Below are 25109 nucleotides of genomic sequence, written 5' to 3' on the forward strand. Positions count from 1 at the left end.
ACTTTGTTCACTTCAATGTTATATTGAAAAAATTAATGGCAGTATTTTAATAAAGTCTCTTTTAATACATTAATCTTCGTTGGTTTTGATAAACAATCATCCATACCAGCATCAATACAACGTTGCTTCTCTTCTGCCATTGCATTCGCAGTTAACGCAATAATCGGCAATGTATACCCTGTTTTACGTAAAGCTCTCGCCAGCTCGTAACCATCCATATTAGGCATATTGACATCTGATAAAACAATATCAATTTCATGTTCTTCAATATATTTTAATGCATCTAAACCATCTATAGCAGTGCAAACTTTAAATCCAATATTCGAGATCTGCTCGCTGAGCAATAATCTATTGATAGGGTGATCATCAACAATAAGAACTCGGTGTGAACCTAAAGCGCTGTTGTCTGCTGACTGTTCAACTTGATGACTTTCCTCTTTCAATGATGGCTCTTGTTCTTGCATCATTTTTGAAATTATTTTATCAATAATTATAGGTAGTTTTTCATTTTGGTAAGTATTAAATAGCCATTTATTAGGCGCTATTTCTTTTAAGTCACCTACATATAAACCATTTAAAACTATTTCTTTCTGTGCATTTATTTCACTTATTTCATTATTATCAGTAATGAGCAAATCATACTTTTTATTTTTCACCACAGTTTTACTAGAAAAAGCATCAAAATGTTGGTGACGAAGTAATCGAACTAAAAAATTTGCCAAGAAACTATTTTGGCAAATAATTGCAATTTTGTAGTGACTTCTATACTCCGGTATATTTTTTGTAATATATTTTTGATCATATAACGGTATTCGAATAATAAATGAACTGCCTAATCCACTCTGTGAACTAACTTCAATATCTCCATCCATTAAATTAATTAGCTTTTCACAAATAGCCAAACCTAAGCCAGTACCTTTATGTCCAATATTATTTTGATCATAGACTTGGAAAAATGGGTCAAATAACTTTAATATAACAGGCTCTGTCATACCAATACCTGAATCTCTAATCTCAATTTTTAGATAATTTCCATCGCTCCAAACATAGAATAGTACAAAACCTGAATCGGTAAACTTGATACTGTTATTCACTATATTAGATATTACTTGCTGTAATCTAACAGAATCACTAAGTAATAAATCCGGCACATCAGGTTCAATGCACGAATAAACAGAAATTTGTTTTTTCGCAAATAAAGGTAAATAGTTTTCTAATACGAAAGAGAATACATCACGACAGTTAAAGAGCTTATTTTCAATTTTTAATTGCTCAGATTCAATTTTAGAAAAATCAAGTATATCGCTAATAATCTGTAACAGTAATGAAGATGAATTATCCATTGTGTTAACTAAACGATTCGCTTTTTCTGATAGCTCAGTTCCTTGTAATAACTCAATATTACCAATAATTCCATAAAGTGGCGTTCTAAGTTCATGGCTGACTGTCGCTAAGAACATTGATTTCGCCTGATTCGCTTGTTCAGCAGCATCAGCAACGTCCTGTAATGATTTTTCCATTTGAACTCGAGTACTAATATCAATGAGAACACAAATAGCAACATCTTCATTTTGATAGCGAGAATTCACAAAGCTAATTTGTAAGTGTGTACTATTGCTGGTGACAACATCAATATATTGACTCGATTTTTGACGAATGATAGTTAATATTCTTTGCTTATCATCTTCACTCAATAAACGAAAATAATTATGCGCTAATTCATTGCTGAGAATATTTCCACCATCACTCAGTCTTAAAATAATAATTCCAACAGGGGCTGATGCGACTATCTTATGATTAAATTGCTCATGCTCTTCTAAGCGAATAGCTGTATTCGCCGCAGGAACTAACATTTTTCTCTCTAAAAACCAAATGAGAAAAAAAATCAGGCACCCAGTAAATATATTAATCATTGCACCATAAAATAACGGCGCTTTCAGCCCGGCAAGTATTTCACTGATAGGTGCGGTATAAAACAATGTCATTGATGATGGTGCTAAACGTTTTTTGAAAATTAATTTTGAATAATCAGAACTAAAACCAAAAAAACTGTGATCTGAAATAGAAAGTAAATTAGAACTTCTTATATCAGCATTCGCTGGATAATATAAAACAGGATGATTACTCGGCGTCGTGATAAATATTTCAATATCTTCAATATGGTGCGGATTGAATTGACTTAATTTAATAGATCGTTCTAACCCAATATAACCTGCAATGATATTGCCATGGTAAGTCGGTTGCAGAAGATAAATTTGCCCAGAATCAGGTTGAGCACTATGTACAATGGTATACAAGTTACGCTTATGCTGGTTTAATTTCAGACTGGAGTAATAGCGTGCACTTTCATACGCTGTCTTTTTGAGTATTTCTATATCTGAAACAGTTGTGCGAATAGGAAAATCTATCATGCAATAACTTTTACTACCTATGATAAAAACATGATTTAAACCTTGTGGTGCTGCAATACTGTCTTTCCAAAAATAAATTAATTGCTCGAATGCATTACGATAATATTTTGTTTTCTCTTTAAAATGCTCGCAGTCTGAACCTGGTAATAATGAATAAAATGAAAAGGATACATCTGTTGGTAATAGCGGATAATTAGGTTGTTCTAATAATTTATCTCTATGTTGTTCCGTCATAGATTGAATTGAATTTAAGGTTTCTCCCGTTTGTACAATAAAACTTTGTATCGTTTCAAAGCCCGAATAAAAATGTTGGCGAATATCCGATTTGCTTTCATTAAATTGTGCATAAAGAATAAATAATGTGATAAAGGCACCCATTCCCCATAGCATCAAGCCGAGGATACGGAATAAATAACGAGATAATCTTAATGATGTTCTAAATGACGGTAAGTATCTCAAACTTTATCCTATACATTCTATATAACTGATATGAGTATACTAGATACTATAGATGAAAAGCGATTAATTCTCAGTGAGCAATCTGTAAAACAAAACGGGCGAAAACGCCCGTTTATAAAAAGAATAAAAAGTGGGTTTATTCTTCAGTATCGATATCAGAATCCGTTGGTATATTATCTACATCATTGTTTTCATCATCAGAATTTTCATCATCTTCTGTTTCAGCAACACGTTGTAGACCAACAACTTTTTCATCTTCAGCAGTTCTAATTAAAGTCACGCCTTGAGTATTCCGCCCAACAACACTCACTTCAGAAACGCGTGTACGCACTAATGTACCCGCATCCGTGATCATCATGATTTGGTCAGTTTCGTCTACTTGAATAGCACCAACAACATGGCCATTACGTTCACTGACCTTAATCGAAATAACACCCTGAGTTGCGCGAGATTTCGTCGGATATTCTTGTTCAGCAGTACGCTTACCATAACCATTTTCAGTTACGGTTAAGATGTTCCCTTCACCACGAGGAATAATTAATGATACAACTTTATCATCTTCCATCAGGCGAATACCACGAACACCCGTCGCAGTACGACCCATTGCACGAACAGCATCTTCTTGGAAACGTACAACTTTGCCTTGTGCAGAGAACAACATGACTTCATTCGTACCATCTGTTAAGTCAACACCGATCAATTCATCGCCTTCATTTAAGTTAACGGCAATAATACCCGCACTTCTTGGACGGCTGAAATCTTGTAAAGGTGTTTTCTTCACTGTACCGCTGGCTGTCGCCATGAAGACAAAGTAACCTTCTTCATAATCGCGAACAGGTAAAATAGCAGTGATACGTTCATCTTGCTCTAGTGGTAACAAATTGACAATTGGACGACCACGCGCACCGCGACTTGCTTCCGGTAATTGATAAACCTTCATCCAGTAGAGACGACCACGGCTTGAGAAACACAAAATTGTATCATGTGTGTTCGCGACTAATAATCGCTCAATAAAGTCTTCTTCTTTTATACGTGCAGCCGATTTACCTTTACCGCCACGACGCTGTGCTTCGTAATCAGTTAATGGCTGATATTTTACATAACCTTGGTGAGATAAGGTAACAACCACATCTTCTTGGCTAATTAAATCTTCAATATTAATATCAGCTGTATTTTCAGTAATTTCCGTACGACGTGCATCACCATAAACATCACGGATAACCACTAGCTCTTCACGAATAACTTCCATTAAACGCTCAGGGCTACGCAGAATAAACAGTAATTCTTCTATTTGTTTAAGAAGTTCACGATATTCATCCAGCAGTTTTTCGTGTTCAAGACCCGTTAATTTTTGTAGGCGTAAATCCAAAATAGCTTGTGCTTGCTGCTCTGTTAGGAAATATTTTCCATCATGAACACCAAATGATTCTTCTAACCATTCTGGGCGCGCGGCATCATCACCGGCACGCTCAAGCATCGCCGCAACATTGCCTAAATCCCATGGGCGTGAAATTAAACCAGCTTTTGCTTCTGCAGGAGTAGGCGCTTGACGGATCAATTCAATAATTGGATCAATGTTTGCTAAGGCAACCGCTAAAGCTTCAAGGATATGAGCGCGATCACGGGCTTTACGTAATTCAAAAATAGTACGGCGAGTCACAACTTCACGGCGGTGTCGTACAAACGCTGAAATAATATCTTTTAAGTTTAAAATTTTAGGCTGGCCATTTTGCAACGCCACCATATTAATCCCAAAAGAAACTTGAAGCTGTGTTAATGAATAAAGATTATTTAGGACAACTTCACCAACCGCATCACGTTTAATTTCAATAACAATGCGCATACCATCTTTATCTGACTCATCACGCAGTGCACTGATACCTTCAACACGTTTTTCTTTGACTAACTCAGCAATTTTTTCAATTAAACGTGCTTTGTTAACTTGATAAGGAATTTCATGCACAATAATGGTTTCGCGACCATTTTTCTCGTCAACTTCAACCTCAGCGCGAGCACGAATATAAATTTTTCCGCGTCCCGTGCGGTATGCATCAATAATCCCACGGCGGCCATTAATGATAGCAGCTGTCGGGAAATCAGGTCCCGGAATGTGCTCCATCAAGCCTTCAACACTGATATCTTCATCATCAATATAAGCTAGGCAACCATTGATTATTTCTCCTATATTGTGAGGAGGTATATTGGTTGCCATTCCGACAGCAATACCTGAAGATCCATTCACCAAAAGGTTTGGAATTCTCGTCGGCATGACCTCAGGAATTAGTTCAGTACCATCATAGTTCGGGACATAATCAACCGTATCTTTTTCAAGATCCGCTAATATTTCATTCGAAATTTTCGCCATACGGATTTCCGTATAACGCATCGCAGCTGCAGAGTCTCCGTCAACGGAACCAAAGTTTCCCTGACCATCTATCAGCATATAGCGCATGGAAAAAGGCTGTGCTAGACGAACAATTGTCTCATAAACAGCACTGTCACCATGTGGGTGATATTTACCGATAACGTCCCCGACTATACGGGCAGATTTTTTATAGGGTTTATTCCAATCATTTCCCAGAACATGCATCGCGAATAAAACTCTACGGTGTACTGGCTTCAGCCCATCTCGAACATCTGGAAGCGCGCGCCCGACAATAACTGACATCGCGTAATCCAAATACGAACTTTTGAGTTCTTCTTCGATATTGACCGGGGTGATTTCTCTGGCAATCTCGCTCATGGAACCACTGTCCCTCATAACTTCAGATTCAAAGGTTTAGAACTATACCACATTTCGTCAATTTAATAAAAAAAATGAGAAGTGGGTATTTGTCTTTCAAGCGATGTATAATAGCCGAAAAATGTCTTTATGTGTCCGTAAGCTTTGAGTTTATTATCCAAAAATTGCAAATTGCATACTTTATGTGCACAAATGATGATAAATAACAATTTCGGGCATTTGTTTAGAAACAGGAGCTACATCCATGAACGATACTTCTGCCCCCACTTATCAAAATGTCGATAAGCAGGAAATCGAAAAATTCGAAGCCATTGCCTCTCGCTGGTGGGATTTAGAAGGTGAATTTGCACCTCTTCATCGTATCAATCCCTTACGCTTGGGTTATATCATGCAACGTGTTGATGGTTTATTCGGGAAAAAAGTTTTAGATGTCGGATGTGGTGGTGGTATTTTGTCCGAAAGCATGGCCCGAGAAGGTGCAGAAGTCACGGGACTTGATATGGGCGCAGATCCGCTAATGGTCGCTCGCCTGCATTCCCTTGAATCAGGCATTCCTGTTGATTATGTACAAGAAACAGTCGAGCAGCATGCTGATAAATTTCCTCAGACCTATGATGTGGTCACCTGTATGGAAATGTTAGAACATGTTCCTGATCCGCAATCCGTTGTTCATGCTTGTGCAAAATTAGTCAAACCTGGTGGTCATGTTATTTTTTCTACCATTAATCGAAATAAAAAAGCATGGCTAATGGCTGTCGTCGGTGCTGAATATATTCTAAAAATGGTGCCTAAAGGTACCCATGATGCGAAAAAATTTATTCGCCCCTCAGAATTGATTAGTTGGGTTGATGAAACTCAATTAAAAGATAAACATATTATTGGGTTACACCTAAATATCTTAAAAGATAAATTCTATTTGGGACCCAATGTTGACGTGAACTATATGCTACATACTGTAAGCGAATAAATAGCAAGCGTTACGTTTAAGAAAACAGCAAACAACCCATTTTTACAAAATTAATTTTTATCACCATGTCGTTAGCCTAATCTAACCGAATTCCTTTTATGATGCAGCTTAACGACATGATAACTTTTTTTATCCATAATGTTATCCACAGAAGCCTCAGATCTTGTACACTTGTAAAAACTGTGTTCAAACATTATCTTGTTAGTGTAAAATCAACAAACCACTACATATAGTATAAAGTCCCAACTAGCACCACAAGAGTCTCATAGAGTAATCTATGGGCTTTTTTACGTTAGTATGTACTATTTGTAAGATAACCAAGGTGTACTTGCTCATGAACCAGAGTCTGTTAGTCACAAAACGTGATGGACATAAAGAACGCATTGATCTTGAAAAAATCCACAAGGTAATAACCTGGGCTGCGGAAGGCCTGAATAACGTATCTGTTTCACAAGTGGAGTTACGTTCACAGATTCAGTTTTATGATGGAATCAAAACGTCTGATATTCATGAAACAATGGTTAAAGCCGCAGCTGACTTAATTACAGGTGATACACCTGATTATCAGTACCTTGCTGCCCGCTTGGCAATTTTTAACTTGCGCAAAAAAGCCTATGGTCAATTTGAACCACCTACCCTGTTTAAGCATGTTAAACACCTTGTTGAAATGGGCAAATATGATAAGCATTTGCTCGAAGACTACACTCAAGAAGAATTCGAGCAAATGGATGGTTTTATTGACCATTGGCGTGACATGAACTTCTCTTATGCGGCGGTTAAACAACTTGAAGGCAAGTATCTGGTGCAAAACCGGGTTACTGGCGAAGTTTATGAAAGTGCGCAATTTCTCTATATGTTAGTCGCTGCTTGTCTCTTTTCGCATTATCCAAAAGAAACGCGTCTTGACTACATTCGCCGTTTTTATGATGCGACATCTTTATTCAAAATTTCACTGCCAACGCCAATTATGGCAGGTGTTCGCACACCAACGCGTCAGTTTAGCTCTTGTGTATTAATTGAGTGTGATGACAGCTTAGATTCTATTAACGCCACCTCTAGTGCAATTGTTAAATATGTTTCTCAGCGCGCTGGTATTGGCATAAATGCAGGTCGTATCCGTGCATTAGGAAGCTCTATTCGTGGTGGTGAAGCGTTCCACACAGGCTGTATTCCTTTTTACAAACACTTCCAAACAGCGGTTAAATCTTGCTCACAAGGTGGTGTTCGTGGTGGTGCTGCAACCTTATTCTACCCACTGTGGCATTTAGAAGTTGAAAGCTTATTAGTACTCAAAAATAACCGTGGTGTTGAAGGTAACCGAGTTCGCCACCTCGATTATGGTGTACAAATTAATCGATTAATGTACCAACGTTTGATTAAAAACCGCGACATTACTTTATTTAGCCCATCCGACGTTCCTGGCTTATATGATGCGTTCTTTGCAGATCAAGACGAATTTGAACGCTTATACGAAATGTATGAGCAAGATGAAAATATCCGTAAAACCAGCATTAAAGCGGTAGAACTATTTTCATTAATGATGCAAGAACGAGCTTCAACTGGGCGAATTTATATTCAAAACGTTGACCATTGTAATACCCATAGCCCATTTAATCCGCAAGTTGCACCTGTTCGCCAATCCAACTTGTGTTTAGAAATTGCTTTGCCGACTAAGCCATTAAATAACATTAATGATGAAGAAGGTGAAATTGCACTGTGTACACTTTCTGCCTTTAACTTAGGTGCAATTGAAAATCTTGATGAGCTAGAAGAACTTGCTTCTTTAGCAGTAAGAGCATTAGATGCTTTATTAGATTACCAAGATTATCCAATTATCGCGGCACAAAAAGGTGCAATGGGCCGCCGTACACTGGGTATTGGTGTCATCAACTATGCCTATTATCTTGCAAAAAATGGTGTCCGTTACTCAGATGGTAGTGCGAATAACCTGACACATAAAACATTTGAAGCTATTCAATATTATCTTTTGAAAGCATCTAATGAACTAGCAAAAGAGCAAGGCGCTTGTGATTGGTTCAATCAAACAACCTATTCTCAAGGTATATTACCTATTGATACCTATAAGAAAGAGTTGGATAAACTGACTGATGAGCCATTACATTATGACTGGGAAGCACTGCGCAAAGATATTCAACAATATGGACTGCGTAACTCTACACTCTCAGCATTAATGCCATCTGAAACATCTTCGCAAATTTCTAATGCAACTAACGGTATTGAGCCACCTCGTGGTTATATTAGTATTAAAGCATCAAAAGATGGCATTTTGCGTCAAGTTGTTCCAGACTATGAAAACTTGAAAAATGCTTACGAATTATTATGGCAAATGCCGTCAAATAGTGGCTATTTGCAATTGGTCGGGATCATGCAGAAGTTTGTTGACCAAGCGATTTCATCAAACACTAACTATGATCCAACTCGCTTTCCTTCAGGCAAAGTACCCATGAATCAATTGCTAAAAGATTTATTACTCGCCTATAAGTTTGGTGTGAAAACACTTTACTATCACAATACTCGCGATGGTGCGGATGATGTTCAAGGTGACTTAGAAGAAGTGGTTGAGTCAGCTGATTCAGATTGTGAAGGCGGCGCGTGTAAAATATAGGAATTGTTATGTCACATAATTACACTATTTTCTCCCAAAAGAAGAATGACCAATTACAGGAGCCGATGTTTTTCGGCCAGCCTGTGAATGTTGCTCGTTATGACCAACAAAAATACCCCATTTTCGAGAAGTTAATCGAAAAACAACTTTCATTTTTCTGGCGTCCAGAAGAAGTTGATGTGTCACGCGATCGTATCGACTACAACGCATTGCCTGAGCATGAAAAACATATTTTTATCAGCAATTTGAAATATCAAACGCTACTTGACTCTATCCAAGGTCGTAGCCCTAACGTTGCTTTGCTGCCATTGATTTCAATACCTGAGCTAGAAACTTGGGTAGAAACGTGGTCATTTTCAGAAACAATTCATTCGCGCTCTTATACGCATATTATTCGTAACATTGTGAATGATCCGGCAATTATCTTTGATGATATTGTTGAAAATGAAGAAATTCTCAAACGGGCACGCGATATTTCAGCTTATTATGACAAGCTGATCGAAATGACTAATTATTACCATATGTTTGGTGAGGGAACTCACTCTTGTAATGGTAAAAAAATCACTGTGTCATTGCGCGCACTGAAAAAGCAACTTTATCTCTGCTTAATGAGTGTTAATGCATTAGAAGCAATTCGTTTTTATGTCAGCTTTGCTTGCTCATTTGCGTTTGCTGAGCGCGAATTGATGGAAGGTAATGCAAAAATCATTAAGCTGATTGCTCGTGATGAAGCTCTACACTTAACTGGCACACAGCATATGCTGAATCTATTACGTTCAGGCCAAGATGATCCAGAAATGGCGGAAATCGCAGCTGAATGTGAAGATGAGTGTTACCACCTATTTGTTGATGCAGCAGAACAAGAAAAAGAGTGGGCAGATTATCTGTTTAGTGAAGGTTCAATGATTGGTTTGAATAAAGATATTCTGTGCCAATATGTTGAATATATTACTAATATCCGTATGCAAGCTGTTGGCTTAAAACTTCCATTTGAAACGCGCTCGAATCCAATTCCGTGGATCAATTCATGGTTGGTTTCTGATAACGTACAAGTTGCGCCTCAAGAAGTTGAAGTTAGCTCTTATTTAGTCGGCCAGATTGACTCTGAAGTCAACACTGATGACCTAAGTGATTTCGAACTCTAATCATGGCAAGCCATAAAGTCACCCTGCGATTTACGCAGGGTGTTCATGTCCCCTACCATTCTGAATTACATACCTGTTTACTTGAAGCACTCGAGGACAGTCGTATTCCAGTTGAATATCAATGCCGTGAAGGCTTTTGCGGCTCTTGTCGCGTCAAATTACTTAAAGGTAAGGTAGGTTATAAAAGTAAACCTCTTGCTTTTATTCAAGATGGCGAAATCTTACCGTGTTGCTGTCATCCCCTTTCGGATATTGAGATTAGTTAACGCATTACAAAAACTAAAACACGGTTGATAGTGAAGATAGAAAAAACAAGCGATTGCATAATTTTACCATGCAATCGCTTTTTATTATTAATGACTTAATAATTCAATTTATAGATAACCGTATAGACCGGCGAAAACCCAACCAAAGATACATGAAACTGTTACACCAATAAGTCCTGGTAAGATAAAACTGTGGTTGATAACAAATTTACCTATTTTTGTGGTTCCTGATCGGTCAAACTGAATAGCAGCAAGGTCACTTGGGTAAGTCGGTAAAATATAGTAACCATAACATGCTGGTGCTGATGCAATAATATAAGCAGGATCTACACCAATTCCTAATGCAATTGGCACCACAGCCGCCAATGCAGCCGCTTGCGAGTTAACAAATTTAGAGACCAGCAACAAAATAACCGCATAAGCCCATGGGAAATCTTTAACTAATGAGCCCAGTGTATTTTTGATTTCCTCCATATGAGCGCCAAACATGGTTTCTGCCATCCATGCGATACCATATACCGCGACAATGGCTATCATCCCTGACCGGAAAACTTCATTTTTGGAAATCTGTGCGGGGTTTGTTTTACAGATGATGATAATGAGTGCACCCGCCAGCAGCATAAACATTTGGATAACTAATACCATCGACAACGGTTTGCCATTGACGAGCGGCCTAAATTCGGAGAAGGCACCAAGCAAAGCAACAACAACAATTGAAGCTAAGAAGATCCACATAGCGACCCAATTAATTGTTGGTAATTTTTTATCTAATAAAGTTGCTTCATCACCGTAAACATATTCATAGTTTTCAGGTACAGAAATAAACGCTTGGAAATCTTTATCTTTATCGAGATCTTTCCCTCTAAACCAGCTAAAAATACCAATAGCCAGTATCCCGATGAGTGTTGAAGGAATCGTAATAGCCAGTAAATCAAGGAATTCTAATGATTTACCATTTACAGTAACACCATTTAGCATAGCGACTAACGATACCACTGCGACCGAAACGGGACTGGCAATAATCCCCATCTGTGCACCGATACTACTCGCTGCCATAGGTCTTTCTGGACGAATGTTATTTTTAATTGCCGCATCATAGATGATTGGCAAGATAGTATAAACAACGTGGCCTGTACCGCACAGCATGGTTAAAATACAGGTAACAAAAGGCGCTACAATAGAAATGTATTTAGGGTTTTTACGTAGTAAGCGTTCTGCAATTTGCAGCATAACATCTAAACCACCTGATGCTTGTAATGTTGCTGATGCGGCAACAACAGCAATAATGACAAGCATAACATCAACAGGGGGTTTTCCCGGAGGTAATCCAAAGCCAAAGACAAGAATTACTAGGCCAACACCACCTAATAACCCCAATGCCATTCCACCTTTTTTAGCACCGTAGAATAGGCAAACCAAAATAATGGCAAGCTGTATCAAAAAGTCCATGTGTCTATCCTTTAATAAATGTTTCCATCTATTATCTGGATGAAAGATTAAACACTTTTTGATTTATATTAATTGTTGAAGAAATTTAATTTTATTTTTTAAATTAAATTTGGCTGTATATCACAAATTAGATTTAAATAAACTGAGAGACTGGTGAATTAAATAAAATTCTTATTAAAATCAAGTTATTGATATCTATATCATTAACATATTTCACTATCCTTTTTTACCTTTCAGAATTAAATTTCATCATTATCATTAATAACCTATAAATATTATTTAGCTGATATTTTGTTCATTATTTTCTAAAAACAAATAATGAAGTAAATATATATTTACATCAAATGTAATTAAGATTTGACAGAAAAACAGGGATAGCATAATCTGCTCAACCTATTAATTCATCACTTTTTATCAGAGGAATTTGTGAAAAATCGCACGCTTGGTAGCGTTTTAATTGTTGCAGGAACAACCATAGGCGCAGGAATGCTCGCGATGCCGCTTGCTGCTGCGGGTGTCGGTTTTACGGGTATTGTTTGCTTACTTATCGGCTTATGGATGTTAATGAGTTATACCTCATTACTTTTAGTCGAAGTTTATCAATATAATCCAGCTGATATGGGGTTAGGCAGTATTGCTAAAAAGTATTTAGGCCCTGTAGGACAAGTTGTGACTGGATTAAGCATGTTATTGCTGATGTATGCATTAACGACAGCTTATATTGGTGGAGCAGGCGTACTTATCTCTGACAGTTTATCATCTTGGTGGAATATCACGATTTCAACGAAAACCGCCATTATTCTATTTACTATTGTTGGTGGTGCTGTTGTTTGTGTTGGTACACATTCAGTCGATTTTATTAATCGGCTATTATTCACAGCCAAAACTATTTTTATGCTGATCATGATTGGTGTGATGATGCCACATGTCGAGTCAGCGAATTTAGCGACAATGCCTATCGAAAAAGGCTTAATTCTTTCAGCTGTGCCCGTTATTTTCACCTCATTTGGTTTCCACGGGAGTGTGCCAAGCTTAGTCAATTATATGAACGGTGATGTCAAAAAACTTCGCCTCATTTTTATTACTGGTAGCGCAATTCCTTTAGTTGCTTATATTTTATGGCAAATCGCCACTTTAGGTTCAATTCCATCACAAACATTTTTAGGCATTCTAGCTCAAGAATCTGGTCTTAATGGTTTACTAACCGCTATTCGTGATTCCGTAGATACACCACGCGTCAATATTGCAGTAAGCCTTTTTATGGATTTAGCTTTAGCGACCTCTTTCTTAGGTGTAGCGCTAGGATTATTTGATTATCTAGCTGATTTATTTAAGCGTTCAAATAATGCTATTGGCCGTGTGCAAACAGGTTTACTGACTTTCATTCCACCTTTGTTCGCAGCCCTATTTTATAGTAGCTTTGTGCAAGCATTAACCTATGCAGCCGTTGCGCTATCCGTTCTAGCATTGATTATTCCGGCTTTACTTGTATTTCGCGTGAGAACGGTTGAAAAACAAGCTAGCTATCGCGTTAAAGGTGGATCAGCTGTTCTGTATATTGTGCTACTTTGCGGTATATCGGTTATCTTAATTCAATTTGCAATTGTGTCAGGATTCCTACCACAAGTCGGTTAACCCTTTAAATTAATTATAAAAAAAACCCCGTGCAATCAATTTTCACGGGGGTTTTTATTTATGACTCTAAGTTAGAAACTGAGTCCAGCACCAACATAAAAACCATCTGCTATCTTATTATTTGGATTATTATGATTGCCTTTAATATCAATAATACGATAACCCGCATCAATATGAAGAGGTTTAAATACGGTATAACGAGCCCCTACTTTAGCTTCTGTAAAAGACTCACTTCCTGATGTTAATGAAGCAGGTGCACCATATGCTTCACCATGGATATTCAATGATGGTAATACATCCCAACCAATACCCGCTCCAGCAGCAAGAGCCATTCCATCTTTATTATCTTTTGGTGACAAATAAAGTGCTTTACCGCCTACATAGGCTGAAAATGGGCCGATAGGTAAACCAAAACTTGCCCCTAGGCTACCCATTTGTCCGTTGTGATCACTGCGAGCCCATGCACCATCAAATGCTACGCCAGAACCTTTAGTTCCGAGGCCAGCATTTAATACTGTGAAATGTTCTCCAATTTCTGCATTAGCAGAAATAGCTTGTGCTGTTCCTACAAACATTAAGGAGGAGGTAGCTGCTGCGACTAATAATAGTCCTTTACGCATATTGTGTTACTCCCAATAATAAAATTTATACACTATATACTATGACAATAGTGCCCTATCTCAGCAGATATTGCTATTTTTTTCACTTCATAAACAGCTTAAAAAGATAAAATCACACAAAATAATTAAATTTCTTTAGTTATCACAGCAATTGGTTATATGTATTAGTTATGTTCCAACTAATCTATTATAATTAAATTATAATAAAGCAAAATAACTAATTTTTGCATTATAAAACACGTCTTAAACCGATTTTTTGGTTTTAATATCTATCTAAAAGTTCCGAGTTTAAGTGTGTCAGTCGCTATATCAGTGGAATATGATTTCCACAAGATAGCGCATGCACTTAGACCCGCAATACAACAAGAAGATAACCTACTGGGAGTATTGTAATGAGTAAAAAAGGTCTTACGACTGCGTCAGGTGCGCCTGTTGTTGATAACAATAACGTCATGACGGCTGGCCCTCGCGGCCCTATGTTATTACAAGATGTTTGGTTTTTAGAAAAATTAGCCCATTTTGATCGTGAAGTTATCCCTGAGCGTCGCATGCATGCTAAAGGTTCAGGTGCTTTCGGAACATTTACAGTCACTCATGATATCACCCAATATACACGGGCAAAAATATTTGAATCTGTGGGTAAAAAAACGGATATGTTTGCACGTTTCTCAACAGTTGCTGGTGAGCGTGGCGCAGCAGATGCAGAACGTGATATTCGTGGTTTTGCACTGAAATTTTATACCGAAGAAGGTAACTGGGACATGGTTGGTAACAACACGCCCGTTTTCTATCTGCGTGACCCACTAAAATTCCCTGATCTTAACCACGTTGTTAAACGTTGCCCTTATAGCAATATGCGTTCAATGGCTTACAAATGGGATTTCTTCTCTCATTTGCCAGAATCTCTCCACCAGTTAACCATTGATGTTAGTGACCGCGGTTTGCCACGTAGTTACCGTTTTATGCATGGGTTCAGTAGCCATACTTACAGCTTTATCAACGATAAAAATGAACGTTTTTGGGTGAAACTCCATTTTCGTTGCCAACAAGGCATTGAAAATATGATGGATGATGAAGCTGAAGCGGTTATCGGTAAAGATCGTGAAAGTTCTCAAAGAGATTTGTTTGATTCAATCAATAAAGGTGACTTCCCGCGTTGGAATCTGCAAATCCAAGTGATGCCAGAAAAAGATGCTTCAACAGTTCCTTATAACCCGTTTGACCTCACTAAAGTTTGGCCTCATAAAGATTATCCATTAATTGATGTTGGTTATTTTGAGTTAAACCGCAATCCAAATAACTATTTCTCTGACGTCGAGCAAGCTGCATTTAGCCCTGCTAATGTGGTACCAGGTATTGGTTTCTCACCAGATAAAATGTTACAAGGCCGTTTGTTCTCTTATGGCGATGCGCACCGTTACCGTCTTGGTGTCAACCACCATCAAATCCCTGTAAATACACCACGTTGCCCATTCCACAATTATCATCGTGATGGCGCAATGCGCGTTGATGGCAATAGCGGAAATGGCGTCACCTATGAGCCAAATAGTGCTGGCTTATTCCAAGAACAGCCTAATTTCAGTGAACCACCATTAAGTATTGAAGGTGCAGCAGCTCACTGGAATCACCGTGAAGATGAAGACTATTTCAGCCAACCTCGCGCGCTTTATGAGTTGCTGGATGATGCAGAACACCAACGCATGTTTGCACGACTTGCAGGTGAGTTAATCCAAGCTTCCGAAGAAACTCAAAAACGCCAAATTGAACTGTTCAAAAAAGTTCATCCAGAATATGGTGCGGGCGTCGAAAATGCGATCAATGCACTTAAGAAATAATCTTTAGTTAATGATTGGGCTCTAAACATAGAGCCCCATTTTTATTTCTCTGCACCCATTTGATTTAATACCCAATGCCTAACTTGTCGACGAGATATTTTTATCCCATGACTTTTTAACTCATTGGCGAGTTGATAAAAATGAGCCGGATATTGATATGGTGTTAACTTGTCTTTCAACCAAGCTGCAATGCTTGCTAAGCTAATTTCTTCTGTTAACTCAATGACTGCAACGGGTCTTTGTCCAAATTCGCTATCATCTATTGGGATAACAAAACTTTGACCAACTGAAGGGTGAGAATTAATGACAGCCTCAATATCTTCCGGTTGTACACATTCGCCACCACTAATAAATAGGTTATCTAACCTGCCAATAACTTGGTATTCATTATCAATATAAATACCTTTGTCATTAGTTTTAAACCAACCATCCTGTGTTTTTAACTGTGAGATATTGCCATCAAACCAATAACCTAGTGCTTGGCTTTTTGCTTGAATTTGAATCTCACCATCAACCAACCTGACTTTTTTCCTTTAAGTGGCAGCCCTACACCTTTTTGACCATCAGCGCGTTTTGCACAAACCGTTGATGCCATTTCAGTCATGCCATAGCCACTCCAGCACTCAATTCCTCTACTGGTAGCCAAATCGGTTAATGATGTCGGTATCATTGCACCGCCAAGCAACACCTGCTTAAGTGTCAATGTTGATTCATCTGGTTGATTGAGCAAACGCCAAAGTTGAGTTGGCACTAATGATGCGTGCGTGCAGCCATTTAAAGCATCTGCAAGTGAGCCAAGTTTTACAGCCAGACATCCGCCTTTTAGAAGCCAGCGCCATAGAATACCTTGCCCAGAAACATGAAACAAAGGTAACGATAATAACCAACAATCATTTTGTTGATAATTCATCGCTTGCAATACCCCGTTTGCACTATCAAGATGTGCCGAAATAGAGTGAACAGCCGCTTTAGGTAACCCAGCCGAGCCTGAAGTTAAGATAAGGGTTGCTGGCTGCTGAGCAAACTCAGAAAAACTCGGAAGCTCACGCAATGGAAAATCAGCGTTTACGGCGGTCTTTGCTATAGTTAATGACGGAAAGTTAAGGGAATTTCCAGTACAATCTGAGAAATTTATCGCAAAGTTAATATTCAGATGCGGTAATAATTCAGATAATAATAAATCAGGCAAGCGGGGATTTAGTGGTAAAATACGCGCCCCACAACGCAAAATAGCCAACTGACATAATAATAAATCAAGGCTATTTTTACCCATTAATGCCACCGTTTGCTGACTTCTCAAGCCTTGATCATAGAAATGACAAACTAACTTATTGATTTGTTGATTAAGCTGCTGCCAAGTATATGAAAAGTTATCAGTCACTAATGCGGTAGCATTAGGTTGATGACTGGCCCAATGTTGCCAAGGCCAGTCTTGAAATGATGTTAACTCTGCCATTCAATAGTCAATTCATTCAGTTGCATAATGGGTAATGAACTATCAGGCCAAGCTCTAACAAGTTGAGATTGCTGTAAATCTAATGTATCTAAGCCCGGAATTGTATTGGGTGTTAACCAATGTGCAATCCGCGCTAATTGAGATAACCCAAAACTAGATTCAATTGAAGAGCTAATCACCGCTTGTAAACCTAGCTGATGAGCCTCCTCAATTAAGGAACGACAATAATCTAAGCTACCGGTTAGTGTAGGTTTGATAATAATAGCAGCAACTCCAGGTTGAGCTTCTATTTTAAAATCAGGGTCGCGAACACTTTCGTCCCAAGCTATTGCTATCCCTGTATCAACCGCATATTGCAATGATTCTTCTCGGGTTTTACAAGGTTCTTCAAGAAACGCAATGCGATCGCGATAATCAGGGTTAACATACTTAGCAAAACCGTCAGCTTTCGCACGTGTCCAGCTACGATTAGCATCCAAACGCAATTTCAAATCCGGTACCGCTTCAAGTAGTAGATTAGCGACCATGCCATCACGCACAGCTTCATATAAACCCACTTTCACTTTAGCGACTTTTTCACCTTCCATTGCATCCAATTTTAGGATCAGATCATCTGGGTCACCACTGCATAGAGGTGCTTTACGATAATCAGCGTGTTCCGGAAGTTCCCCAGTTAACTCAGCCAACGCGCAACTACAGCCAAATGCAACAGATGGCAGGAGGCTGTCCTGTAATGGCTGACCATCCACCCATTCAGTTAATCTTTGCTGAGCTTCTTCAGTCGCTTCAGCTAATGTTTCATGACTGAATTCAGGAAGTGGGGAGATCTCTCCCCAACCTTCTTTATCCCCATCTTGTAAACAGACCAGCAATCCATCACGTGTTTTTAGACGCTGATTACGCAGGATAATGCCTGCCTCCATCGGCAGGCTAAAGGAGTAAAGTATTGCTTTACGCATTATGGGTTACGCTTATATTTAGAGAAATCAGGTGCGCGTTTTTCATTAAACGCATTACGTCCTTCTTGACCTTCATCAGTCATGTAGAACAGCATTGTGGCATTACCCGCCAATTCTTGAAGACCGGCTTGCCCATCACAATCAGCATTCAGTGCTGCTTTTAAGCAACGCAGCGCCATTGGGCTATTTTCTAGCATTTCACGGCACCAACGCACAGTTTCTTTTTCTAAATCAGCATAAGGAACGACGGTATTCACTAACCCCATGTCCAGTGCTTCTTTAGCATCATATTGACGACATAAGAACCAAATTTCACGCGCTTTCTTTTGACCAACAATGCGCGCCATATAAGAAGCGCCCCAACCACCATCAAAAGAACCTACTTTTGGTCCTGTCTGTCCAAAGATGGCATTTTCAGCTGCAATAGTAAGGTCACACATCATATGTAAAACATGACCACCACCAATTGCAAAACCGGCAACCATAGCAACAACAGGTTTAGGGCAAGTGCGAATTTGGCGTTGAAAATCTAAAACATTCAAATGATGAGTTCCACTTTCATCACGATATCCGCCGTAATCACCACGGATTTTTTGATCACCACCAGCACAGAATGCTTTTTCACCTTCACCCGTTAAAATGATAGTACCAATTTGGTCATCATAACGTGCATCAGCAAGTGCTTGGATCATCTCTTTCACTGTTTGAGGACGAAAAGCATTACGAACTTGTGGGCGGTTAATCGTAATTTTGGCAATTCCTTCCGGTGACTTGTGATACAAAATATCATCAAATCCTTCAGAACAATCTTGCCATTCAATTGGGGCGTAGAGTTTTTCTTCGCTAGGATAGATCATTATCAGGTTCCTTTAACCGCAGAGTGATAAAAAATGGTTAAGAGCAATTGCATAATCATGAGGATTTTCCCTATGCGCATTATGCCCTGCATTGTTAATTAACGTTATCGGCAAAGTATATTGTTGCGAAACGCTTCGAAATTTTTGATCTTGCTCACCGCAAAAGTAGCAAAACGGTATTGTTAACTGGTAAAGTTGCTGAATTAAAAATGGCTGTTTAGATAATGAGGTGCTTTCTAGCATATCAGCAATAGTTTGCGGGTTATTTGTCTTACGCACTGCGACCAATTGTTCACGTTGTTGTCGCGATAAATGTGCAAAAACAGGTTGTTGATACCAATCATTAAGAACTGATTCTATCGGCTCATGGCGAAAACGTTGCGCCCAATGGTGATCATGCACATATCGTTCATCGCGTAAAACCTGTTCAGATAAACCAACATGGCCACCTTCAATCACTAACCCTCGTAAACCTTCAGGTTTATGAAAACACGCTGTATGCATTGCTAAACGCGCACCGAGTGAATAGCCAATCAGATAAAATTGTTTAATATCATGATATTGTAGTAATTGAACAAGTTGTTCATCAAAGTGGTGGAAACTTTGGCAAGTGACAGATTGAGAGTTGCCATGTCCCGGTAAGTCCACACATAATGATGGGTAATCTGGGCATAGCGTGATAATTTGCTGCCATTCATCCGCACTGCCTAACAAGCCATGCAACCAAATTAGCCATGGCCTTGTGTCAGAATAAACATCATTATCACGATATGCGGCTAACATTAAAGGTTACCCACTTCATTGAGCAATTGTTTTAAGGTTTGGGCGCCTTCGTCACCATCGACCACAAGCTCAATAATTAATGTACCGCGTTGATTACCCCAAAATTGCTTAACTGTATTTTGTAGTGATAACCAATCTTTTGGCGCGGTATATTGCAAACCAAACATAGCCGCAGCATGTTCAAAATTCACATTTTGCGGCATACAATAATAATTGAGGCGCGCATCTTCAGGCGTTGGTAACATTGAAAAAATCTGCCCGCCATTATTATTCACAATGATTAAAATGGTTGGAGCAGATGGCTCGCGTAACAATGCAAGGCTATTAAGGTCATAAAGCGCAGAGAGATCCCCAACAATACCTAAAGTGGGTTTTGCTGTTGCCCGTTGCACTCCAGCCATCGTTGAAATAAGGCCATCAATGCCACTAGCTCCTCGGTTACTATAAACAGGGTAGCCAATCGGCAATTGAGCAAACGCATCAATTAAACGTACTATCAAACTATTCCCGACAAATAACTGTCCTCGGGGCGGCAGTAATTGTGGTAATTGATGTGCGACTGCGGCTTCTGAATATTCACCTTGTAACTTAGTGCAAACATGCTGTTGCACGCGCTCAGATAACGAAGCCAGTGAGCTGCACCACGAGTTATGAGGCAAAGCCGGATGTTTTTCCAACCACCCCTGTATTGAGCATGTTAATTTACGTCCATAATGATTAGCTGGATCGAGCCTTTCGGGGATTGGGTCAATAATCCAATATTCTTGCGGATTACATTGTTCTTGCCACTGTAATAAACGTTTTCCAGTCAAGCTTGAACCAAATTGCACAACCAGTTCAGCATCATTTAAACAAATATTCGCTTGCGGGTGAGAAAGCCATAAATCGGCACAAGGATAAGGTTGTCCAGTTTGTGATAACACATCACTAATTAATGGCCAGCCTAATTCTTTAGCCCATTCAGCAACAAGTTCGCCATCTTGAACACTCATCCTTCCAGCAACAACTACCCCTTTTTTTGTCGCCAAAAATACCAATCTGAGATATGTGCCACCGTATTAGTTAATGGCTCACTTAGCCAAGGTAAATTGGAATGCCACCAATCACCAAGCTGTTGTTGCCATTCATAGTCGCCCTCTGTTTCACCATATAATGGCTCTGCAAATGGGCAATTAATATGTGCTGCACCGTGATGAAGTTGATTCATCACATTATCAATAGCCGTCACTAACCATTTTGCTGAAATGTCACGTGTTGGCCTAGGTAACATTAGGCTTTTTGTTGGATGAGATGCGAAAATATGGGTTTGTCGAATAGCTTGGTTAGCACCACAATCAATTAATTCAGGTGGTCTGTCTGCTGTTAAAAAAATAACTTTCTCACCTGTCAGACCAGCTTCTATCAAGGCTGGATAGAGATTAGCAACCGCAGTTCCTGAAGTGACAATAACGCCCACAGGGCCAAAGCTAGCTTTCGCTAACCCTAAAGCAAGATGGCCTAATCCTCTTTCATCAAAATGAGTATGACAATGTAGTTTGCCATTATTTGCAGCAGCAAGCGTTAACGGTGTAGAACGCGAACCAGGTGCAATACAAATATGTTTCATGCCATGCCGAGTAAGAGCTTCAATAATAATCTCAGCCCAACGCATATTAAAAACAGAATTCGACATCATTAACCCAAATAAATTATTTACTTATCAAATAGTGTAACTGGATTCATTTATTTTTCTTGATCTAAAAACAATTTTTTGTGAAATAGTTGAAAATAAAAGAAAATAACCAACTTTATTTTAAGGTTTTAGTGGTTTTCCAGTAATGTTTTCAATCCTGCTGCTTTATTTTCAATCTCTTCCCACTCTTGTTCAGGATCTGAATCACTGACAATACCTGCACCAGAAAAGAGAGAGAGCTGTTGATTTTCAATTTGTGCACAGCGTAATGAAACAGCAAATTCAGTTTTATTTAAGCTAATAAACCCGCCTGATCCTGCATACCAACGACGAGAAAAAGGTTCATGTGCTGTAAGAAATTGGCGCGCAACTTTACGAGGTAAACCACAAACTGCCGCTGTCGGCTGTAAACGTTGTAAACAATTGCTGTCAGAAGGTGAAATTAGTGTTGCGGCAATAGATCGATAAAGATGCTGAATTTTGCGTAAACGAATCACTTTGGCAGGAGAAACATCAATTCCTGTTACCGCACCTTGCAATTGCTGGCAAATGTCATCCACCACGACTAAGTTTTCATGCTGATTCTTACTATCTTCCATTAACCATTTTGCATTATCAGCTGCTATAACATCATCAGGATGATTAGAAACCGTCCCAGCCAGTGCTTCTGAACTCAATTGAACACCTTGGCGTAAGTATAACCTTTCTGGCGTAGAGGATAAAAAACCAGAATTTTTATCAAAAGCCATCATAAAATGATAACATTGATGGTTAACTTGCTGGCTAGCAAATAAAAACTCAGCGACAGAAACGGGTCGTGATAATGTTAGTTTTGTTTCACGCGCCATCACAACTTTCTCCATCTTCCCTGATTTCATTTGAGAAATAGCATCCGTTAACAGCTGACACCACTGCTTTTTTTCAGGAATATGTTCATGGTTAATGATTTGCGTATTCAATGATAATGAATGTAATGAACTCGGCTTAAGGGCGTGTAAAAAATCCATTGCAGCCAAACGATCCTGTTCGCCAGCAATATTTAAAAATACAGAAATATGCGAACGCTGGCGAAATATCTCTAATCTAGGAAGAAAATAAAATGCAGATTGGTTCTTTTCTTCAAGACTGATGCCCTCTCCTACTGCATTCCAACCATTTAGCCCCCATAAACGCAATTCTGCAAATTCTGGATGCTGCGATAAAAATTGCTCCGCATCATTAATTGTTTGGAATGAATTCACCATACCAATAGCACTGCATTCATCCGATCCTGTGCGATGATACCAATAAAATTGTGGATAACATGATTGCTCGGAAAGCCATACTAACCCCGGAAATGGATATTTAGCATCGAGTTGCCATTCTAAACGCGTCAATTCTGACGCATTTAATGTTAGCGCAGACAAATGATGGAACATTTCACTTATTAAATTATCTATATTTTTATATATCACTGTAAATCCTAAATAATTCAAGATGCTGTAAATGGTAAGTCAAACTCTTCTGCAAATCACATTCCCATATATTCTAAGTAATATAATCACAGTAAAACCATTCCTATCTAAATCATACCATCACCATAAGAGCGTGCTAATTGACCGATGGCTATCACTCATCAACAACCTGCTTTACTCTCAGGTAAGCTAACAGCAACTTAAATATAATGTATACATTCCTACTGCGACACTTAGCGATACTTTTGATAATTATATCGCGCAATAGTATTAATTAATACATTGATTACTCATAGAAATTGACAGAAAGCAGAACAAAATCAAATTACTGTTAATTTCTCAATATATTGCATTTAAAATAAGCAAAAGATAACAAATTTAAATAAAAACGTTAGTTCCTTGACAAAGAGATTACTAATGCTTGTAGATATTGTTTTTCTTATGATAGAAAAATCTTCCAATTCATTATTACCTAGCCATTCAATTTCTAATCAAGACTTTCACATTTTAATATCGTCTAAAACATTTAAATTAAAGTAAATTAATTCTATTAGATTATTTTTAATGGAGGTTGCTAATTATTTCACGGCAAAGTTATTACTGAAACAGCCTTATCATTATTATTTGTAACCTTACAAATGAATTATAATAATCAATTGGAGTAAAATAATTATGAATGAAAAAACATACGACAAAATAATCAGTAATGAAAATATTGCTGAAACGACATTAGCGCTATTAACAAATCAGCATGCATATTCAGCTCGCTCCGCCGGAATATTTACTTTACATGACCTAGTCAATATCCATAAATATATTAATTTTGCCTTATCATTACCAAATTCCGCAAGTGAAGTTTTATCTTGGCTCAATATTAGTACATCTGATAAATTACCAATAGAAAAAGAAAGTTTAACTGATGCAATTGAACTCACTCGGCAACATGCAGGTGAATGGGATAGCATAGAACAGCAAGTCAAAGAACAATCAATTAATTTATCGTTAATTAGCCGTAATATCACACAAACAGGTAACCAAATACTTGATTATATTAATCACATGCCAGTGATTCAACAAATTTCAAATATCCTGCAAGAGTTATCCATAGAAAAATTAACAAAACTTTATTATAAGAGTGATGATCAACAAATTGCTACAGAGTTATTAAGTATTTTAAAACTCATTAAAGATGACATTCAAGTTCAAAGACATAAAACCGCGAAAGTTAAACATGTTATTTCTGATTTTCGTATTCGTATCATTGGAGGGAACTTATCAAGCCATCAGCATGTAGAATCTTTATTATTTAGAATAAAATCTATTTATATGCAGCTTGATGCCCATAATGATAATAATAGCGATGAAGATTCATACTTAACCAATAAAATAGAAAATTTAAAAAAAGAAGTTCATAAGTTAGAACAAGAGTACAACCATTTTGTGAAACTCAGCTTTACCGGACTGGTCGGTGGCTTAATCGGATTAATTATTACAGGAGGGATTTTTGGAAGCCAAGCAGAAAAAATTCGTAAACAAAAAAATGTCCTATTAGAAGAGATTGCTGACCTTAATAATCAAGTAAACAAAAATCGTTTTATTAAAAAAATATTTTCAGTATTCAAATACAGCTCCAGCAAATTGAAAGTTATTTTAAAGATGCTCGCTTAGCAGTTGAACATTTGGATTATATGTGGTTAACCATATTAACGGAAATGAATCAATCTATAGAGATATTTTCTCGTATCGATAATGCAGCTAATCTTTTAAAATTT

General features: G+C 38.1%; 15 protein-coding genes and 2 pseudogenes. 7 read left to right on the forward strand and 10 right to left on the reverse strand.

Going from position 1 to position 25109, the window contains the following annotated elements; genetic code table 11:
• Nucleotides 1-32: 32 nt before the first annotated feature.
• The gene (gene rcsC, locus OO7_RS11270) at nucleotides 33-2813 is read right to left on the reverse strand and encodes a two-component system sensor histidine kinase RcsC (protein WP_236620697.1); all 2781 of its coding nucleotides are present in this window, start codon (nucleotides 2811-2813) and stop codon (nucleotides 33-35) included.
• A 193-nt stretch (nucleotides 2814-3006) separates the two neighbouring features.
• Nucleotides 3007-5613, reverse strand: a complete 2607-nt coding sequence (gene gyrA / locus OO7_RS11275; RefSeq protein WP_008916059.1) for a DNA topoisomerase (ATP-hydrolyzing) subunit A — start codon at nucleotides 5611-5613, stop codon at nucleotides 3007-3009.
• 244 nt (nucleotides 5614-5857) lie between these two features.
• Here gyrA and ubiG point away from each other — a divergent pair, with 244 nt between their 5' ends.
• From ubiG to yfaE, 4 genes are all read left to right on the forward strand, one after another.
• The gene (gene ubiG, locus OO7_RS11280) at nucleotides 5858-6580 is read left to right on the forward strand and encodes a bifunctional 2-polyprenyl-6-hydroxyphenol methylase/3-demethylubiquinol 3-O-methyltransferase UbiG (protein ID WP_008916060.1); all 723 of its coding nucleotides are present in this window, start codon (nucleotides 5858-5860) and stop codon (nucleotides 6578-6580) included.
• Nucleotides 6581-6914: 334 nt separating this feature from the next.
• On the forward strand, nucleotides 6915-9206 hold the full coding sequence (nrdA, locus tag OO7_RS11285; protein ID WP_008916061.1) for a class 1a ribonucleoside-diphosphate reductase subunit alpha: 2292 nt from the start codon (nucleotides 6915-6917) through the stop codon (nucleotides 9204-9206).
• 8 nt (nucleotides 9207-9214) lie between these two features.
• On the forward strand, nucleotides 9215-10351 hold the full coding sequence (gene nrdB, locus OO7_RS11290) for a class Ia ribonucleoside-diphosphate reductase subunit beta (protein WP_043892703.1): 1137 nt from the start codon (nucleotides 9215-9217) through the stop codon (nucleotides 10349-10351).
• A 2-nt stretch (nucleotides 10352-10353) separates the two neighbouring features.
• Nucleotides 10354-10617, forward strand: coding sequence for a class I ribonucleotide reductase maintenance protein YfaE (yfaE, locus tag OO7_RS11295; RefSeq protein ID WP_008916063.1), 264 nt, complete (start codon nucleotides 10354-10356; stop codon nucleotides 10615-10617).
• 108 nt (nucleotides 10618-10725) lie between these two features.
• Here the strand turns inward: yfaE and OO7_RS11300 are convergent, their stop codons facing one another.
• Nucleotides 10726-12066, reverse strand: a complete 1341-nt coding sequence (locus tag OO7_RS11300; protein WP_008916064.1) for an anaerobic C4-dicarboxylate transporter — start codon at nucleotides 12064-12066, stop codon at nucleotides 10726-10728.
• 486 nt (nucleotides 12067-12552) lie between these two features.
• Here OO7_RS11300 and tyrP point away from each other — a divergent pair, with 486 nt between their 5' ends.
• On the forward strand, nucleotides 12553-13701 hold the full coding sequence (gene tyrP, locus OO7_RS11305; protein ID WP_236620698.1) for a tyrosine transporter TyrP: 1149 nt from the start codon (nucleotides 12553-12555) through the stop codon (nucleotides 13699-13701).
• A 71-nt stretch (nucleotides 13702-13772) separates the two neighbouring features.
• Here the strand turns inward: tyrP and OO7_RS11310 are convergent, their stop codons facing one another.
• On the reverse strand, nucleotides 13773-14321 hold the full coding sequence (locus OO7_RS11310; RefSeq protein WP_008916066.1) for a YfaZ family outer membrane protein: 549 nt from the start codon (nucleotides 14319-14321) through the stop codon (nucleotides 13773-13775).
• A gap of 392 nt (nucleotides 14322-14713) precedes the next feature.
• Here OO7_RS11310 and OO7_RS11315 point away from each other — a divergent pair, with 392 nt between their 5' ends.
• Complete coding sequence (locus OO7_RS11315; protein ID WP_008916067.1) at nucleotides 14714-16156, forward strand: catalase; 1443 nt, start codon at nucleotides 14714-14716, stop codon at nucleotides 16154-16156.
• A gap of 41 nt (nucleotides 16157-16197) precedes the next feature.
• Here OO7_RS11315 and menE read toward each other — a convergent pair.
• From menE to OO7_RS11345, 6 genes and pseudogenes are all read right to left on the reverse strand, one after another.
• Nucleotides 16198-17612, reverse strand: a pseudogene (menE, locus tag OO7_RS11320) (o-succinylbenzoate--CoA ligase).
• Complete coding sequence (menC, locus tag OO7_RS11325; protein ID WP_008916070.1) at nucleotides 17600-18571, reverse strand: o-succinylbenzoate synthase; 972 nt, start codon at nucleotides 18569-18571, stop codon at nucleotides 17600-17602. Before menC ends, menE begins: the two are co-directional and overlap by 13 nt.
• Nucleotides 18571-19428 (reverse strand): 1,4-dihydroxy-2-naphthoyl-CoA synthase, encoded by an 858-nt coding sequence (menB, locus tag OO7_RS11330; RefSeq protein WP_008916071.1) that lies wholly within the window; start codon nucleotides 19426-19428, stop codon nucleotides 18571-18573. The genes menC and menB overlap by 1 nt, the downstream gene beginning before the upstream one ends.
• A 12-nt stretch (nucleotides 19429-19440) precedes the next feature.
• The gene (gene menH, locus OO7_RS11335; protein ID WP_008916072.1) at nucleotides 19441-20211 is read right to left on the reverse strand and encodes a 2-succinyl-6-hydroxy-2,4-cyclohexadiene-1-carboxylate synthase; all 771 of its coding nucleotides are present in this window, start codon (nucleotides 20209-20211) and stop codon (nucleotides 19441-19443) included.
• A pseudogene (gene menD / locus OO7_RS11340) lies at nucleotides 20211-21883 on the reverse strand (2-succinyl-5-enolpyruvyl-6-hydroxy-3-cyclohexene-1-carboxylic-acid synthase). The gene menH and the pseudogene menD overlap by 1 nt, the downstream one beginning before the upstream one ends.
• Nucleotides 21884-22011: 128 nt before the next feature.
• Nucleotides 22012-23337: an isochorismate synthase gene (locus OO7_RS11345; RefSeq protein ID WP_008916073.1), complete on the reverse strand. Its 1326-nt coding sequence runs from the start codon at nucleotides 23335-23337 to the stop codon at nucleotides 22012-22014.
• Between the two features lie 672 nt (nucleotides 23338-24009).
• Here OO7_RS11345 and OO7_RS11350 point away from each other — a divergent pair.
• On the forward strand, nucleotides 24010-25005 hold the full coding sequence (locus OO7_RS11350) for an alpha-xenorhabdolysin family binary toxin subunit A (RefSeq protein WP_236620647.1): 996 nt from the start codon (nucleotides 24010-24012) through the stop codon (nucleotides 25003-25005).
• Nucleotides 25006-25109 lie beyond the last annotated feature (104 nt).

Source organism: Providencia sneebia DSM 19967, assembly GCF_000314895.2.
Classification (GTDB): domain Bacteria; phylum Pseudomonadota; class Gammaproteobacteria; order Enterobacterales; family Enterobacteriaceae; genus Providencia; species Providencia sneebia.

What these genes read in the sequence shown, in the direction of transcription:
- menC (WP_008916070.1), bottom strand. Translation starts at nt 18,571, where the DNA reads ATGCGTAAAGCAATACTTTACTCCTTTAGCCTGCCGATGGAGGCAGGC.
- OO7_RS11350 (WP_236620647.1), top strand. Translation starts at nt 24,010, where the DNA reads ATGAATGAAAAAACATACGACAAAATAATCAGTAATGAAAATATTGCT.
- tyrP (WP_236620698.1), top strand. Translation starts at nt 12,553, where the DNA reads ATGCTCGCGATGCCGCTTGCTGCTGCGGGTGTCGGTTTTACGGGTATT.
- gyrA (WP_008916059.1), bottom strand. Translation starts at nt 5,613, where the DNA reads ATGAGCGAGATTGCCAGAGAAATCACCCCGGTCAATATCGAAGAAGAA.
- OO7_RS11310 (WP_008916066.1), bottom strand. Translation starts at nt 14,321, where the DNA reads ATGCGTAAAGGACTATTATTAGTCGCAGCAGCTACCTCCTCCTTAATG.
- OO7_RS11315 (WP_008916067.1), top strand. Translation starts at nt 14,714, where the DNA reads ATGAGTAAAAAAGGTCTTACGACTGCGTCAGGTGCGCCTGTTGTTGAT.
- nrdB (WP_043892703.1), top strand. Translation starts at nt 9,215, where the DNA reads ATGTCACATAATTACACTATTTTCTCCCAAAAGAAGAATGACCAATTA.
- menB (WP_008916071.1), bottom strand. Translation starts at nt 19,428, where the DNA reads ATGATCTATCCTAGCGAAGAAAAACTCTACGCCCCAATTGAATGGCAA.
- yfaE (WP_008916063.1), top strand. Translation starts at nt 10,354, where the DNA reads ATGGCAAGCCATAAAGTCACCCTGCGATTTACGCAGGGTGTTCATGTC.
- menH (WP_008916072.1), bottom strand. Translation starts at nt 20,211, where the DNA reads ATGTTAGCCGCATATCGTGATAATGATGTTTATTCTGACACAAGGCCA.
- ubiG (WP_008916060.1), top strand. Translation starts at nt 5,858, where the DNA reads ATGAACGATACTTCTGCCCCCACTTATCAAAATGTCGATAAGCAGGAA.
- OO7_RS11300 (WP_008916064.1), bottom strand. Translation starts at nt 12,066, where the DNA reads ATGGACTTTTTGATACAGCTTGCCATTATTTTGGTTTGCCTATTCTAC.
- nrdA (WP_008916061.1), top strand. Translation starts at nt 6,915, where the DNA reads ATGAACCAGAGTCTGTTAGTCACAAAACGTGATGGACATAAAGAACGC.